The organism is Clostridiales bacterium FE2011 (assembly GCA_017569305.1).
GTDB lineage: Bacteria > Bacillota > Clostridia > Christensenellales > Aristaeellaceae > Aristaeella.
Map to the genome: position 1 here is coordinate 2,226,693 of CP069418.1, position 15,407 is coordinate 2,242,099.

Annotated in this window: 10 protein-coding genes; 8 read left to right on the top strand and 2 right to left on the bottom strand. The window is 55.9% G+C overall.

Annotation, left to right across the window (positions count from 1 at the left end; genetic code table 11):
* Positions 1–194: 194 nt before the first annotated feature.
* The 4 genes from JRC49_10055 (at position 195) to JRC49_10070 (ending at position 6,737) form a co-directional block, all read left to right on the top strand.
* Positions 195–1,883, top strand: coding sequence for a sugar ABC transporter substrate-binding protein (locus tag JRC49_10055; protein QTE70144.1), 1,689 nt, complete (start codon positions 195–197; stop codon positions 1,881–1,883).
* A 225-nt stretch (positions 1,884–2,108) separates the two neighbouring features.
* Positions 2,109–4,028 carry a right-handed parallel beta-helix repeat-containing protein gene (locus JRC49_10060; GenBank protein QTE70145.1) on the top strand — a complete coding sequence of 640 codons (1,920 nt, stop codon included), beginning with the start codon at positions 2,109–2,111 and terminating at the stop codon, positions 4,026–4,028.
* Positions 4,029–4,219: 191 nt separating this feature from the next.
* Positions 4,220–5,743: a carboxylesterase family protein gene (locus JRC49_10065; protein ID QTE70146.1), complete on the top strand. Its 1,524-nt coding sequence runs from the start codon at positions 4,220–4,222 to the stop codon at positions 5,741–5,743.
* A 388-nt stretch (positions 5,744–6,131) separates the two neighbouring features.
* The gene (locus JRC49_10070) at positions 6,132–6,737 is read left to right on the top strand and encodes an SH3 domain-containing protein (GenBank protein ID QTE70147.1); all 606 of its coding nucleotides are present in this window, start codon (positions 6,132–6,134) and stop codon (positions 6,735–6,737) included.
* Positions 6,738–6,828: 91 nt separating this feature from the next.
* Here JRC49_10070 and JRC49_10075 read toward each other — a convergent pair whose 3' ends face one another.
* Complete coding sequence (locus tag JRC49_10075; GenBank protein ID QTE70148.1) at positions 6,829–8,319, bottom strand: DUF4173 domain-containing protein; 1,491 nt, start codon at positions 8,317–8,319, stop codon at positions 6,829–6,831.
* A 448-nt stretch (positions 8,320–8,767) separates the two neighbouring features.
* Positions 8,768–9,832 carry an undecaprenyldiphospho-muramoylpentapeptide beta-N-acetylglucosaminyltransferase gene (locus tag JRC49_10080; protein ID QTE70149.1) on the bottom strand — a complete coding sequence of 355 codons (1,065 nt, stop codon included), beginning with the start codon at positions 9,830–9,832 and terminating at the stop codon, positions 8,768–8,770.
* A 553-nt stretch (positions 9,833–10,385) separates the two neighbouring features.
* Between JRC49_10080 and JRC49_10085 the strand changes: the two genes are divergently transcribed.
* The 4 genes from JRC49_10085 to JRC49_10100 all read left to right on the top strand — a co-directional run bounded on the left by JRC49_10085 (position 10,386) and on the right by JRC49_10100 (position 15,322).
* Entirely contained in the window at positions 10,386–11,417 is a 1,032-nt protein-coding gene (locus JRC49_10085) for a LacI family DNA-binding transcriptional regulator (protein ID QTE70150.1), read from the top strand.
* A 320-nt stretch (positions 11,418–11,737) separates the two neighbouring features.
* Complete coding sequence (locus tag JRC49_10090) at positions 11,738–12,604, top strand: sugar ABC transporter permease (protein ID QTE72861.1); 867 nt, start codon at positions 11,738–11,740, stop codon at positions 12,602–12,604.
* A 52-nt stretch (positions 12,605–12,656) separates the two neighbouring features.
* On the top strand, positions 12,657–13,556 hold the full coding sequence (locus tag JRC49_10095; GenBank protein QTE72862.1) for a carbohydrate ABC transporter permease: 900 nt from the start codon (positions 12,657–12,659) through the stop codon (positions 13,554–13,556).
* Positions 13,557–13,795: 239 nt separating this feature from the next.
* Positions 13,796–15,322 carry a carbohydrate ABC transporter substrate-binding protein gene (locus JRC49_10100; protein ID QTE70151.1) on the top strand — a complete coding sequence of 509 codons (1,527 nt, stop codon included), beginning with the start codon at positions 13,796–13,798 and terminating at the stop codon, positions 15,320–15,322.
* Positions 15,323–15,407 lie beyond the last annotated feature (85 nt).

Genomic DNA, 15,407 nt, shown 5'->3' on the forward strand with positions numbered 1-15,407 from the left:
GGAAGCAAAAGCGACCCGGAGTCCTCTCGTGCGCGGTGCGCGAGGCGGGAATTCCGCCCGCGGTGCGCGCGCGAATCCAAACCGAAACGAGCAATGCGAAGCTTCTAAGCGAGCAGTGCGACGATTGAGGTTGCGGACCAAGGAATTATGGCAGTATTGCCAAAAATTCATATATTTTGAAGGAGGGTACCAACATGAAACGGTTTCTGTCTGTTCTGCTGACGCTTGCCATGCTTCTGAGCCTGGTGTCCATCAGCGCGGTGGCTGAGGAGTCCGAACTCCTGACCATCGACTTCTACGATGATGCAGCTAACTACAACGGCATCCAGTCCGGCTGGTTCGCCAAAGTGGTTAAGGACAAGTTCAACATTGAACTGAACATCATCGCTTCCCAGGTGGTTGGCAACACGATCTACGCCACCCGCTCTGAGGAAGGCAACCTCGGCGACGTGATCATCGTCGACAAGTCCAAGTTCTCTGAAATCGTTGATGCCGGCCTGGCCAAGGATATCAGTGACAAGATCGTGGACTGCGAAAACATCATGAAGTTCAAGACCCAGATCGATGTGTACAACAAGGGTCTGACTGGTGAAGAAGGAAAGTACTACGGCATCCCCTGCGAAATGACCGATACTTCCCCCAGCACCCTGACTGACGAAGTGATCTACTCCAGCCCGATGCTCCGCTGGGATCTGTACAAAGAGATCGGCGCTCCGAAGCTCGAAACCCTGGACGACCTGCTGGCCGCCCTGGTGAAGATCCATGAAGTGCATCCCCAGAATGAAGACGGCGATCCCGCTTATCCCTTCTCCCTGTGGCCCGACTGGGACGGCAACGACAACATGGTCGGTCCCGCCAACGTCGTGCAGCTGACCACCTGGTACGGCGAGAAGCTGAAGGGCAGCGCCATGCTGAAGCCCGACAACACCTTCTCCAAGCTGTATGAGCGCGAGAATGCCTACTACAAGATCACCAAGTTCCTGAACAAGGCGAATCAGCTGGGTCTGGTGGATCCGGACTCCGGCACCCAGAACTGGGACAATGCCTGCGCCAAGATGTCCTCCGGCCGTGTGGATGTGTTCTGGTACAGCTGGCAGGTTGGTTTCTGGAACAGCGTTGACCGCCAGAAGGCCGGCACTGCTTTCCGCTTCGTCCCCGTTGGCGATATGCTCTACTATGCTGACGCTGACCGTTACTACGGCTCTGACCGTATGATCGGTGTGGGCGCCGGTGTTGAAGGCGAAAAGTATGACCGCATCATGGCCTTCCTCGACTGGTACGCCAGCCCCGAAGGAGCCACCATCCAGCACGTTGGTCTGAAGGACTTCAACTACACCGTGAACGAAGACGGCACCTTCACCGTGCTGAACGACAACGCCCTGATGGACAACCTGACCGTGCCGGATGAATACGGCGGCGGCGGATACAACGACGGCTACAACGCCATCAACCAGTGGATCGTTTCCTCCATCTGCGTCAACCCCCTGACTGGCGAGCGCTTTGCTTCCAAGTTCTGGAACTCCTACAAGCAGCAGACCATGACCGAAATGAAGAAGGAATGGTCCGAACTGTTTGACGCTGCTGACGACGTTGACTGGATGAAGAAGAACGGCAAGCTGCTGGCCAGCCCCAGCGTTGACTTCACGCCCATCGCGGACAACAACGACATGATCGCCCTGCGTTCACAGATCAACAGCACCCTGTGCGAGTACACCTGGAACCTGATCATGACCTGCGCAACGGATGAAGAATTCGAAGCGATGTGGGACGAAATGGTCGAACAGCTGAACGGCTTCGGCTACGAAGAACTGTTTGAGTATGACTGCGGCGTGTGGCAGCCCGAAGTGGATGCCAAGATCGCTGCTGCCGCTGCTGCGCAGTAATCTTCACCCAAACGGTATCAACACATTGTAACCCATACGGGGGTGCTCCTTCGGGGGCACCCCCTTGTAATTCACAATTCACAATTCATAATTCACAATTGATTATGGATTGTGAACTTCACCGGTATAATCCCGGCCGGGATCGGAAAATGTGCCTTTGAAAATGCTCCTGACGGTTGTGCTTTTTCCTGTTACTGAACGACAGATTATTATGAATTGTGAATTATGAATTATGAATTAAATTCTGCCCTTCTGCCGGATGGCAGCACCTATGAATTCTGGGAAACAGAGCCCGTGTGGGAACGGGAACTGTTTGTGGACGGCTCCAGCCCCGCCGCCTCGGATGAGAACGACGGCAGCGAGGCGCATCCCTTCCGGACCATCAACCGGGCCGCGCAGGAAGCGACGCCGGGCACCCGGGTGCGGATCCACGCGGGCCTGTACCGGGAGTGCGTGAAGCCCACCATGGGCGGCACGGATCCCGAACATATGATTTCCTATGAAGCCTTCGGTGACGGCGACGTGGTCATCAGCGCGTCGGAGGAAGTGAAAGACTTTATCCCCAGCGAGGGCTGGATGCTGAACCGGGGACGGGGAGCCGTGCAGCCGGAGGGAGTCTGCGTCTGGGAATATGACCTGGATCCGGACCTGTTCCGGGGCTATAACCCCTTCTGTGCGGTGAACATCCTGCATGACCGGCTGTTCATCGAGTATGACAAGACCGACATGACCACCTACCTGAACCGGCGGGGCTGCGTCTTCTGCGACGGCAAGCCGCTGAAGCAGGTGCCGCTGTACGGCGGCATGGCGCAGGAGGACAATACCTACTGGGTGGAGGCCAACGGCCAGAAGGTCCACTTCCGCCTGGAGTATGACGAGGACCCGAAGGATCACCGGATTGAGGTGACCGTGCGGGAGCAGTGCTTCGCGCCGGATAAACCTTTCCTGAACTATATCCGGGTCAAAGGCCTGGTCTGTGAACACGCGGCCACCGGCGCGCCGGTGCCGCAGCGCGGGGCGATCTCCGCGTACCGGGGCCACCACTGGATCATTGAGGGCTGCACGGTTTACTGGACAAACGGCGTGGCCATTGACGTGGGCAACGAGTGCTGGCACCACACCCACCGGCCGGACGAAGTGATCGGCTACAGCGTGATCCGGAACTGCACCATCCAGGACGCGGGCGTCTGCGGCATTGCCGGCATGTTCGCGGAGCGGATGCTGATTGAGGGAAACGTGATCGAGGGCACCGGCTGGCAGAAGATGGAGCTGAGCTGGGAAGCCGGGGCCATCAAACTGCACAACAGCGTCAACGCCCTGATCCGGAACAACATTTTCCGGGATACCTTCCGGGCGGATCACCTGTGGCTGGACTGCGGCAACGAGAACAACCGGATTACCGGCAACCTGTTCCTGAACGGCATTGAGCAGCGGGAAGCGATCTTTATTGAGTGCACCCGGGAAGGCATTAACCTGATCGACCACAACGTGATCTGGAATGTGGAAGGCCGGTTTGACCCGGCCAGGGTGCCGGTGGAACCCGGTTCCTCCGGCTGGTATAAGCTCCGGGAAAACGAGGCCGTCAACGGCTACGGGATCTACGGGGAAGGAACGGACCGGCTGCATGTGAGCCATAACCTGATCGGCCTGTGCCGACACAGCGGATATTACCTCAAGCCGGTGCCCTTCCGGATGTTCGGCCTGGAGCGGGGCGGCACTTCCCGGGACGCGAAGATCCGGAACAACATCTTCTACGCCTGCGGAGAGGCGGCCATCGACTTCCCCACAAAGGACAACGAGGCGGAGGGCAACCTGTATGTGAAGATGCAGGGCGGCTACCTGCGGGTGATGTATCCGGAACCGGAGAACTGCCTGAACCTGCCGGCCTGGCAGGAGTTCTTCGGCTTTGACAAGGAGGGTCAGAACGCCTGGTTCGACATTGACCTGGATGAAGAAACGGGAGAAGCGGTCTTCCGCCCGGCGGAGCAGGGCCCCTTTGCCTTCGGGAAACAGATTGAGCGGCTGAAGATGATTATGGATCCCGGAAAGGTCCGGAAGGTAAAAGCAGATCCGGATATGCCGGGAGAGACTGAAGAACTTGTATTCCCGGGACCTTTTCAGGAATTCACAATTCATAATTCATAATTCATAATGATATAGTGTCCGGCCGGATACTATATGGGTGAATAATGAATCATGGTATTGGTTTTCCAGGACGTTAAACAATTCCGGAACATCATCTTGCGAGATTTTTTCCAGGCGGTTTAGTTTCTGTAATTATGAATTATGAATTATGAATTATGAATTATGAATTAAATCATACCGGAGGTATGCTTATGTTGCGTCAAGTGAGAACCGAGAACGGCATTGTTCGGGGTATTGAAGCGGCGGATCCGCGGATCACGGCCTTCAAGGGGATTCCCTTTGCCGCGCCGCCTGTGGGTAAGAACCGCTGGCGGGCGCCCCAGCCCTGTGAAAGCTGGGCGGGCGTGCGGGACTGCTCCCGCTTTGCGCCCATCTCCATGCAGTGGATTCCCGGCCTGGGAGACGATATCTACTGCCGGGAGTGGCATGTGGATCCGGAGATTCCCATGGGCGAGGACTGCCTTTATCTGAACGTCTGGACAAAGGCAAAGAAGGCAGACGAGAAGATGCCCGTCCTGGTCTGGTTCTTCGGCGGCGGCCTCCAGTGCGGCTATCCCGCGGAGATGGAGTTTGACGGGGAGCGGATTGCCCGGCGGGGTATCGTGGTGGTAACCGTCAACTACCGGGTCGGCGCCCTGGGCTTCCTGACCCATCCGCAGATCAGCCAGGAACAGCCGGAAGCGCCGGCAAACTTCGGCAACCTGGACCAGCAGGCAGGCCTGCGCTGGGTGCAGCGCAACATCGCGGCCTTCGGCGGGGATCCGGAACGGGTCACCATCGCCGGCCAGTCCGCGGGCGGCGGCAGCGTTATGAGCCAGCTGGCCTGCCTGGCAAACAAGGGATTGTTTTCCGGCGCGGTGGTCATGAGCGCCATGATCTTTGATCCCTATCTCCACCGGGAGGTAGGCCGTCCGGAAACCCTGAAGCAGGCAGAGAAAAAAGGCGAGGAATTCTTCGCTTTCCTGAAGGTGAAGAGCCTGGAGGAAGCCCGTGCCATGGACGCGGTGACCCTGCAGCGCAGCTATGAAAAATACATGGAGGGTCATACGCCCTTCTTTACCGTGCAGGACGACCTGTTCTGTGTGGGAGACCCCATCGCGTTGTACAGCCGCGGGGAGTGCGTGGACGCTGTCATGATGGCCGGCAACACCTCGGACGAATTCCTCAACACCATTGACGCGAAGGATAAGGAAACCCTGAAGGAAGAGGCTGTAAAGCTCTTCGGCAACAGGGCGGAGGCCTTCCTTGCCTTCCCGGAGACATCCAAATACGTTCCGGACCAGGGATATGCCCCGGTCAGCGGCATCGAGTGCACGGTCAAAGGCGTGCTCAGCAAAACCGCCCGCGCCGGAAAGAAGGGCTACTGCTACTGCTTCGATCCGGACATGCCCGGCTGGGACAATCCCGGCACCTTCCACTCCTCTGACCTGTGGTTCTGGTTTGAGACCCTGGCCAAGTGCTGGCGTCCCTTTACCGGCCGCCATTATGACCTGGCCCGGCAGATGTGCGATTACTTCTGCAATTTCATCAAGACTGGTGACCCGAACGGGGAAGACCTCTGCGGCCTGAAACTGCCGGAGTGGAAAGCCTGGTCGGAGGAAGCACCCTGCACCATGCGGTTTGAAAAGGACGGCGCGGCACCTTCCGCGGAACCGCTGAACCCCTTCAAACAGTTCCTGTCTGACAAGATCATGGAGCGGATTGAGACGCTGTAACAGAGGATTATCCCCGAAGAATGTAAATGTTTGCACGGGGGTATCCGGACAATCTGAATGAGATATGCTGCCGGAAGGATTCTTCGCATCGCGGAGGGACTTTCCGGCAGCGTTTTTATTTGTGCCGGACAGAAGGTTTTTTGTCATTTTTCGTCGAATTATTACTTGAAAGTTACATGAGAATAGTGCAAAAATCACATGTAACAATCTTTTAAGAAATCTGCAAAAGTCCCTTTATACTTGCGGTTGACAGGAATATGTCCGGTCGCTATATTACATATAACCCATTGAGATTTTACCGGCCATGCCGCAAGAAATGATGCATGCCGCGACACGACCGTATACCTGCGGAAAGCCTCCGTGAGGTTACGAAGGAGTGAATACCGATATGAACGCTAAAGGAAGGATCCGTCTCCTGTGCCTTTTGCTGTGCCTGGCGGTGCTGATGCCCTGTGTATCCGCCCTGTCAGAGACAACGAAGGTTACGGGTTACCTGCTTCGCCTCCGGGAGGAGGCTTCCACAGATGGCAAGGTGATCGACGCTTATCCCCGCGGTACCAAGGTGACCATCCTGAAGAAGGGTGATACATGGACCAAGGTCAGCGTCAAGGGCAACACAGGCTACATGATGACCTGCTATCTGGCTTACAGTAAAGATAAACCGGAGGAGGAAAAGAGCGGAGATTCTAGCCGGAAATCTTCCTCGAAGACTTCTTCTGCATCTTCTTCCAAGTCTTCTTCAGGATCTTCTTCATCTGCTTCCTCCAAAGCAAATAAGAACGAGAAGTCTGCCTCCTCCGGCTCTACTATGTACATTGAGAAGGGCGCCTGCGTGAATTTCCGCGAAGCAGCCGACAGCAGCAGTGCGATCATTGATTCCTACCGCGGCGGGACTAAGGTCACCGTGCTGAAAAAGGGAAAGTATTGGTCCAGGGTGGAAATCAAAGGCGTCGAAGGTTATATCGCGACCGAATTCCTGACAAGCGAAAAGTAAACAACTTCCAGATGGGTACCTCCACTGTTTGCAAAAGAATGTGCTCCACGACTGCCGCGTGGAGCATGTTCTTTTTATGACAAAGGGCTTTTTACTTTGTTTTCAGGTATGCCAGGCTCCAGTCATACAGGGCTGGCTGCCTGAGGCAGCGGCCGTCCCGGTGTGTTTCGCTGCCCAGGTCGATCAGGAACTCCAGGGCGTCCGCCCGTTTCCCGGGATCCGCAATCTTTTCAAAGGCGGCATAGTATTCGGGACTCCAGCCCTGGTCTGAAACCAGACTGTAAATGCCGGTATTTTCAGGATCGCGGTTGTACCGGGCGACCTGGCTGTCTGCTACCAGCCGGTCCACGTTGGCCCAGTTCAGCACAACCCAGCTGGCCAGGATGACTGCAGCCAGCAGGGGGCAGATCTGCCACTGCGGCCGGATGGATTTGGCAATGACGGCCAGCAGGGCCAGCAGGATGATACCGATGCCCCATACGGTGACCACCCGCAGGGTGGACAGGCCGAAGGCTTCGATATACAGGTGCATCCGGAGATAGGCGGAAACGTCGATGATGATCGTCAGCACTGCCGTCAGCGCGCAGAGGATCCGGATGCCCGTGTTTTCACGGAAAAGGGACAGGGCAGGGAGGATCAGGCACAGGGTCAGCAGGGCGACCAGCACCAGCTGGAAAAAACCGCTGCGGGCATAGGCCGCGTATCCGCCGCTCATCCGGACGCTTTCCGTACCGGCGAAAAGGTAACGGATCTGCACATAGCCAAAGAGCGCGTATACCAGCGCCAGGGAAGCCAGCACCATATAGAACATGGTGGGATTGCCGGCGCGGGCTGTGACCGGGCGGATCGTCCCGGGATCCTGCAGCAGGCTGAAGCGGTGGGAGAACAGGATGAGGGTCAGGATCAGGGCCAGGAACAGGCGGAAAATAAACAGGAAATCAATATCCCGTATCTTCTCCGCCACGCTGTCCAGCATGCCGGAGAATACCTGATCCGCGGAGCTGAGGAGGATGGCCGCCAGGGTCATCGTGCAGATCGCGGCCAGGATGCCGGGCAGGAGATAACCGTTATGCTCTGTCCGCCGGGTGACGGCGGTGAACGGAACGCTCCTGCAGCGGAACAGGCTCCGCAGGTACCGGCGGAAGCCTTCCCACAGCCCCTGGCCGGACAGGGCGGAAGCGGTGTTCTGGCCGGTGAGCGTAAAGAGAGCCTGGGCGGTGATCAGCAGCAGGACCGGCAGGTTCAGCCGCCGCAGGGTGGTGTTGGCAAAGACGGCGTATACGGCGCTGAGCAGCAGGGAAAGGACCAGCAGGAAGAGACCGTCCCGCCGGAGCGTCAACCGCCCCCGGGCTTTGGCGGCAGCCAGGGTGACGCCTGTCAGCACCCAGTGGCTGATCGCCAGGCCGATGCCGGGCCCGGGACAGACGGAACCCGTCCAGCTGTGGGCAAAGCAGTACAGCAGGGCTGCCAGGAAGGAAAGTATCAGCAGGATGACGCCTGCACGGTCCATTTTGATTTCGTCCTGCGCGGCAGGAAGCGGCTTATTGTTTTCAGTCAGAACATTTTCAGTTAATTCACTCATTGTGTTCCTCCTTGCGGGTTGTATTTTGTGGCTTCTTCGGGCGGAGTATAACACGATGAGTATTTACATGTCAATAAAAATATATCGTAATACGATAAGAATATATTATAAATCAAGAAAACATATAAAACAGGCTCGGACTGCTTAACTTATTCTATGAGTATGGATTATAGAATGTCATCCCGAGCGAAGTCGAGGGCGAACCTCTGAGGGCAGCCAGTGGCTGAAATTCCGTCAGAGGTGAGGTCAACCGAAAGGGAGTGAGCTCTCCAGTGGAGAGTCGCGACCTTTGAGGTTGCGGATATCCCTTGAATCTATTATAGTAAGGGATTCCTCCATGCGGCAGTAAACTGCCTTAGTCGGAATGACAGCCTATAACCATACGATAAGGACAACCGCGCTGGATTTGATCCAACGCGGTTGTAAAACATAAGGTTGTTATGAGCTTTTATTTCTGAATTTCCTGAATCATCTGTAAAACTCGTTCTGTGCCATTAGCAGGCGGGGCGTTCTTTAACGCTTCGGTTAGTGTATCCCTTTCCGCCCACGTTTCCCGGATTTCCTTCACCATGGTTTCCGGGGTCATGTTTTCCTGCAGGAGTACCCGGCACAGGCCGCGCTTCTCCAGGCTCTTCGCGTTCAGGATCTGGTCGCCGCGGCTGGCTCCCTTGGGATAGGGGATCAGCAGCATCGGACGGCCCAGGGCCTGGAACTCACACAGGGCGTTGGCGCCGGCGCGGCTCAGCACCAGGTCGGTGCAGGCCAGCACGTCCGGCAGGTCAGCGTCCAGGAATTCAATCTGCTTATATCCGGGCGTGCCTTCCAGATCCGCGTCCAGGTTGCCCTTGCCGCAGATATGGGCCACGTCAAAATCAGGAGTCAGTTCAGGAATCGCCTTGCGCAGGCAGGCGTTCACACTCTGGGCACCGGAGGAACCGCCCATCATCAGCAGGATGGGTTTCTGTCCGTCAAAACCCAGCAGGGAAAGTCCCTTTGCCTTGTCGCCATGGAACAGTTCCGGGCGCAGGGGAGTGCCGGTCATTTCCGCTTTGGCGCCCAGGGCTTCCGCGCATTCCGGGAAGGTGGTGGCAAAACGGGTGGCAAAAGGCTTGCACAGCTTATTGGCCAGGCCGGGGGTCAGGTCGCTTTCATGGCAGAGCACCGGAATCCGGTGCAGCCAGGCGCCGAAAACCACCGGCACCGCGACGAAGCCGCCCTTGGAGAACACCACGTCCGGTTTGATTTTTCCCATCAGCCGGGCGGACTGGAAAGCGCCCGCGATGACCCGGAAGGGATCGGTAAAGTTTTTCCAGTCATGATAACGGCGGAGCTTTCCGCTCTTGACCGCATGGTAGGTGATGCCTTCCACGGCGCGCATTTTCGGCGCTTCCATGCCGTTCTCCGTGCCGATATAGTGGATTTCATACCCGGCTTCCTTCAGCCTGGGGATCAGTGCCAGATGTGGGGTGACATGACCCAGGGTTCCGCCGCCGGTTAAAACGATTTTTTTCAAAATAACACTCCAAACTATATTTGGAATTCTGAATCCGGAATTCAGGATTCCATATTAATTCATAATTATATAGTGTGAATTCCATATGGGAATAACGCAATTATATATCATTCAGCCATTGGAAGCAAATTTCTCCCCGCAGACAGAAACTGAAACAGGGAGCTTCCAGTCAGGCGTGTGGGGTATCCTTTTTTTTCTTTGCGTTGAGGCTGTGGAGAGCAGGAACGTGACAGAGGGACAATGGCGTCATATGGATGACGTCAAATGCAAAATTAAGATTGCATAATGCGGAATGATATACTCGACGTGAAAACGGAACGTGACAGAAGGGACAGACCAAGCGTCACGGTCAACGACTGTGACACTTGGTCTGTCCCGCTGTCACATTCCGCCAGGCGTGATGGATATTTTACTTTACAGGCGTTCTGACTGGTTGAAAGTATATATCATTATGAATTGTGAATTATCCAAAAATCAAGCAGTCAGCCGCCTGCTTGCTTTTTTGATATTTGTATGGCATGATAACGGCAGATTACAACCGGAGAAGGAAATCATGGAGAAGAAGAATATCACCATCTATGATATCGCGAAGGAAGCCCAGGTCAGTCCGGCTACTGTATCCAGGATTCTGACCGGTACAGCTTCTGTGCGCGAGGAAAAACGCAAGAGAGTGATGGAAGTGATCCGCAAATATGACTTCCATCCGAATGCGTATGCCCGCGCGCTGACAGAAAACAGAAGCCGGACTATTGCCGTGATTGTGGCCCACAGTGACAACTCCTATTACAGCAGTGTGTTTGCCGCCTGCGAAAGTGAGGCCCATAAGCGGGGATACGTGACACTGCTGATGGATACCACGTCCCGGCCGGAGAAGGAGATTTCCGTGCTGAACCGTATCCGGGAGCTCCGTCCGGAAGCCGTGATCCTCTGCGGCGGACGCATTGACCTGGAGGAGCAGGATCCGGCTTTCACCGTCCTGCTGCGGAAGACGCTGGGCTATACCCGGATTGTGGTGGGCGCCCGCAGCCCCATGCCGGAAATCCCGGGTATCTTCGTGGATCACCGGGCTTCTGTGGAACTGGGCGTCCGCTACCTGGCGGGACTCGGCCACCGGGAGATCGGCTTCGTTTACGCCGGGGGAGAATACTACGGAACCGTGGAGCGGCTGGACTGCTTCCGCCGGGTGATGGGTGAGCTGGGCCTGCCCGTGGATGAAAAGATGCTGATCGGCGTATCGGATTATACGGTGCAAGCCGGCCTGGAAGGTGTGGAAACCCTGCTGAAGCTGAAGCGGAAGCCCACCGCCCTGCTGGGCATGAACGACCTGGTCAGCGCGGGCATCCTGCAGGGATTGCTGGCCGCCGGCCTGCATGTGCCGGAGGATATTTCGCTATTGGGTTTCGACGATACCTTTGTCACCGGGATCACCACACCGAAACTGACATCTGTGGGGTATGATTACCAGGCTTTCGGCACTTCTCTGGTGCAGACCGCCCTGGACCCGCAGAATGAGTGGCCGCAGGAGCGGCGCATTCCTGTCTTCATCACGGAACGGGAATCCTGCGCACCGCCGAAAAAGGCCTGAAAATGTATAATATGGTAAAAAAGAATAAAGTTCTTGCAATGCAGTCCCGCCTTTGTTATAATGACCTCAGGTAAAGATGAATTTCATTTGTTTTTATTGTGAAGAAAAAAGGATTCCGGGACTTTTTTTGACAGGAGATTTGAAACCGGTTTCATTCTTTTTTCAGGGATTTGAAACCGGTTTCAGGATCCGGACCACACACTGACAGGAACGAAAGAGAAGGAGTGAGTCACTTGCAAAAAGCCGCGCAGCAGAAGGTGATCAATTACCGCAAGCCTTCCGTGGGTCGTACCATCGTGCAGAACAAGACGCTGATCCTGATGTGCCTTCCGGCCATCCTGTTCTTCCTCGTCTTTTCCTACCTGCCCATGCCCGGCGCGTACATCGCCTTCACGAACTTCCAGTACAACAAGGGTATTTTTGCCAGCCCCTTTGTGGGACTGAAGAACTTCCAGTTCCTCTTCATCTCCGGCCAGCTGGGCCTGCTGCTGAAGAACACGGTGCTGTACAACCTGGCCTTTATCGTCTGCGGCAATATCCTGCAGCTGGCATTCGCCATCATGCTGAATGAAGTGGCCTGCAAGGGATACAAGAAGCTGGCGCAGAGCATCATGTTCCTGCCGTACTTCATCTCGGACGTTCTGGTGTCCCTGCTGGTGTACAACATGCTGAACTATGACTACGGCTTCATCTCCCATCTGGTTCGCAGCCTGGGCATGGAGATGCCAAAGGTTTACCAGAACGCGGGAGCCTGGCCCTTCATCATCGTGCTGGTTCATCTGTGGAAGTCCACCGGTTATGGCACCGTGGTTTATTTCGCGGCCATTACCGGCATGGATTCTTCCATGATGGAAGCAGCCCAGATTGACGGCGCCAACGCCTGGCAGCGCATCCGCTACATCACGCTGCCGACCCTGAAGCCCACGGTTATCATCCTGTTCCTCTTCGCCATCGGCGGCATCCTGAAAGGTAACTTCGGACTGTTCTACAACCTGGTAGGCAACAACTCCATGCTGTTCAAGACCACGGACATCATTGAAACCTACGTCTACCGATCCATGATGAACAGCTTCAACTTCTCCCAGAGCAGCGCCGTCGGCCTGTTCCAGAGTGTGGTCGGATTCTTCATCGTGCTGGGAGCCAATGCCTTCGTGAAGCACCTGGATCCTGACTACGCCCTGTTCTGAGCGGAAAGGAGGAGTGAGTAAAATGACTGAGAAGATTCACGCCGAGCACCTGATGCATACGACCCACATCCGCAAGGATAAGAGCCAGATCATCATCAACGTGCTGACCTACATCCTGGTCACCATCTTCTGTATCGTCTGTATCATGCCTTTCTGGATGATCATCGCGTCTTCCTTCGCGACAGAAGAAAGCATCCGGCGGTCCGGTTTCACCCTGTGGCCTTCGGACTTCAGCACCTTTTCCTATGAACTGCTCTTCCGCAGTCCGGACCAGATGATCGGCGCCTACGCCGTGACCATCGGCCTGACGCTGGTGGGTACGCTGATCGGTCTGTTTATTGTTTCCATGACGGGCTACGCCCTGCAGCGGAGGGACTTCCCCTACCGGAACGGGATCATGTTCTATATCTACTTCACGTCCCTGTTCTCCGCGGGCCTGGTTCCCTTCTACCTGCTGATGGTTCAGTACCTGAACCTGCGTGACAGCTACTTCGCAATCCTGCTTCCGCTGCTGATGAGCCCCTGGCTGATCGTGCTGATGAAGAACTTCGTGAAGGCCATTCCCCATGAAATTACCGAGTCCGGCAAGATTGACGGCGCGGGAGATTTCCGGATCTTCTACAGCCTGATCCTGCCGAACCTGAAGCCGGCCCTGGCCACCATCGGCCTGTTCCTGGCCCTGAGCTACTGGAACGAGTGGTATTACAGCTCCCTGTTCCTGACCACCAAGGTGGAGTACCGGCCCCTGCAGTATCACCTGTACAACGTGATCAACAAGGTGGCCAGCCTGAAGAACTCCATCGCCGGCTCCAACGTGGTCATTACCGACCTTCCCGGCGAAACCCTGAAGATGGCCACCGCCGTCATCGCCACCGGCCCCATCATCCTGCTGTATCCCTTCGTGCAGAAGTACTTCGTCGCCGGCCTTACTGTGGGAGCAGTAAAAGGCTGAGCGAAGAGGTCGGCGAAAGGGAGGATGATAATTCATAATTCACAATTCATAATTCATAATTACAGTTACTGAAACTGTCGGAACTGCTGATTATGAGATGTGGATTGAGAAATATGAATTGTGGATGGAACAACAGATGGTTTTGCAGTCAAAAATTATGAATTATGAATTGTGAATTGTGAATTTCTTTGGATTTAAGCCCGGATGGGCTGAATCATATATATGAAGGAGGATTCCCCATGAAAAAACTTATTGCGGTTATCCTGACCCTGGCCATGCTGCTCAGCATCGTGCCGGTCGTGGCAGAGTCTGCCATCGACACATCCGAGCACGTGAAGATCGTGTACCTGGTCACCGGCGATAAGCCCACCAACCGGACCGACGAAGTGCTGGCAAAGATCAACGAGCTGCTGACCGAAAAGGTCAACGCTGAGCTGGAGTTCCGCTGGATCGAATGGACCGACTGGCAGACCCAGTACAACCTGGCCCTGGCCACCCAGAGCGGCGACATCGACCTGATCGGTACCGCTACTGACTGGCTGGATGCCTGGCCCAACAGCCAGAAAGGCGCTTTCCTGCCCCTGTCTGAAGACATGCTGAAGACCTACGCCCCCAAGACCTGGGAGAGCGTGTCCGAAGCGCACTGGAACCTGTGCAAGTACAACGGCGAGATCTACCTCATGCCCGAAGACAACTACGCGCAGTGGACCAACCACGGCTTCATGTACCGTGGCGACTGGGCCCGTGAAGCCGGCCTTGAGAACGGTGTGCATTCCTGGGAAGACCTGGGCGTATACTTCAAGTACATCAAGGAAAACAAGCCGGACGTGATTCCGTGGGATGCCAACGGTAACGGATCTTCCTACAGCCCCCAGATGGCCGGCGGCTGGCAGACCTCCCATACCGGCAACATCGCTATCGAAGGCTTCCCGGTAGCTATCTTCTACGGCGAGAGCAAAGAGAATCCCTACACCCTGAGCCGCTACTACCTGGAAGGCGACGAGCTGGTGAACTTTGCCAAGACCATGAAGGAATGGGCGGACGCCGGCTACTGGCGCGCTGACGTGCTGAACTACACCGGCGACGTGGTTACCGAAATGGAAGAAGGCAAGACCGGTGCCCATCAGCACCACACCCAGACCTGGACCAGCGAGCGTACCACCATGGAACGCAAGCAGCCCGGTTCCGACCTCGGCTTTTTCTGGTTCGGCGAAGAGGCTTCCAACCTGATCTCCCTGAACATCACCCACGGCGCCATGGCTGTGGCTGCCCAGAGCAAGAATCCGGAACGCGCCCTGATGGTCTATGACCTCATGCGGAACGATCCTGAAATCTATCATCTCATGCAGTACGGCTTCGAAGGCGAAATGTACACCGTGGATGAGAACGGCCTGTTCTCCCGTCCCGATGGCTTCGAAGATTCCGTGGACGGCGTCTCCTTCAACTTCTGGTGGGGCCGCAACGACAACCTGGAATACCGCAATGCCCAGCTTGACTGGGATGCCATCCAGAAGATGTATGACGCCTATGACGCTGTGAAGATCGACTATCCCTACGGACAGTACATCTATGACAACTCCATGGTGGGCGTCTTCATGGACAACCTGAGCAACGTTTACAACACCTATATGCCCCGTATCGTCTTCGGTATGAACGATGATCCGGAAGCGCTGGTGGCTGAATTCCGTCAGGCTCTGCAGGATGCCGGCATCGAAATGGTGATGTCTGAAATCCAGAACCAGCTGGATGCTGTTTACGCCAAGTAATTCATCCGGTTTCGGGGCTGTCCGCGGTGTACACTCCGCCGGGGCCAGCCCCCTTTTTATGCCCGCAGCGCCGCGCGTGAGCGGC

Excerpts from the sequence above, each read along its gene's own strand:
- JRC49_10055 (QTE70144.1), top strand. The coding sequence starts at position 195 with ATGAAACGGTTTCTGTCTGTTCTGCTGACGCTTGCCATGCTTCTGAGC.
- JRC49_10060 (QTE70145.1), top strand. The coding sequence starts at position 2,109 with ATGAATTATGAATTAAATTCTGCCCTTCTGCCGGATGGCAGCACCTAT.
- JRC49_10065 (QTE70146.1), top strand. The coding sequence starts at position 4,220 with ATGTTGCGTCAAGTGAGAACCGAGAACGGCATTGTTCGGGGTATTGAA.
- JRC49_10070 (QTE70147.1), top strand. The coding sequence starts at position 6,132 with ATGAACGCTAAAGGAAGGATCCGTCTCCTGTGCCTTTTGCTGTGCCTG.
- JRC49_10075 (QTE70148.1), bottom strand. The coding sequence starts at position 8,319 with ATGAGTGAATTAACTGAAAATGTTCTGACTGAAAACAATAAGCCGCTT.
- JRC49_10085 (QTE70150.1), top strand. The coding sequence starts at position 10,386 with ATGGAGAAGAAGAATATCACCATCTATGATATCGCGAAGGAAGCCCAG.
- JRC49_10090 (QTE72861.1), top strand. The coding sequence starts at position 11,738 with ATGTGCCTTCCGGCCATCCTGTTCTTCCTCGTCTTTTCCTACCTGCCC.
- JRC49_10095 (QTE72862.1), top strand. The coding sequence starts at position 12,657 with ATGCATACGACCCACATCCGCAAGGATAAGAGCCAGATCATCATCAAC.
- JRC49_10100 (QTE70151.1), top strand. The coding sequence starts at position 13,796 with ATGAAAAAACTTATTGCGGTTATCCTGACCCTGGCCATGCTGCTCAGC.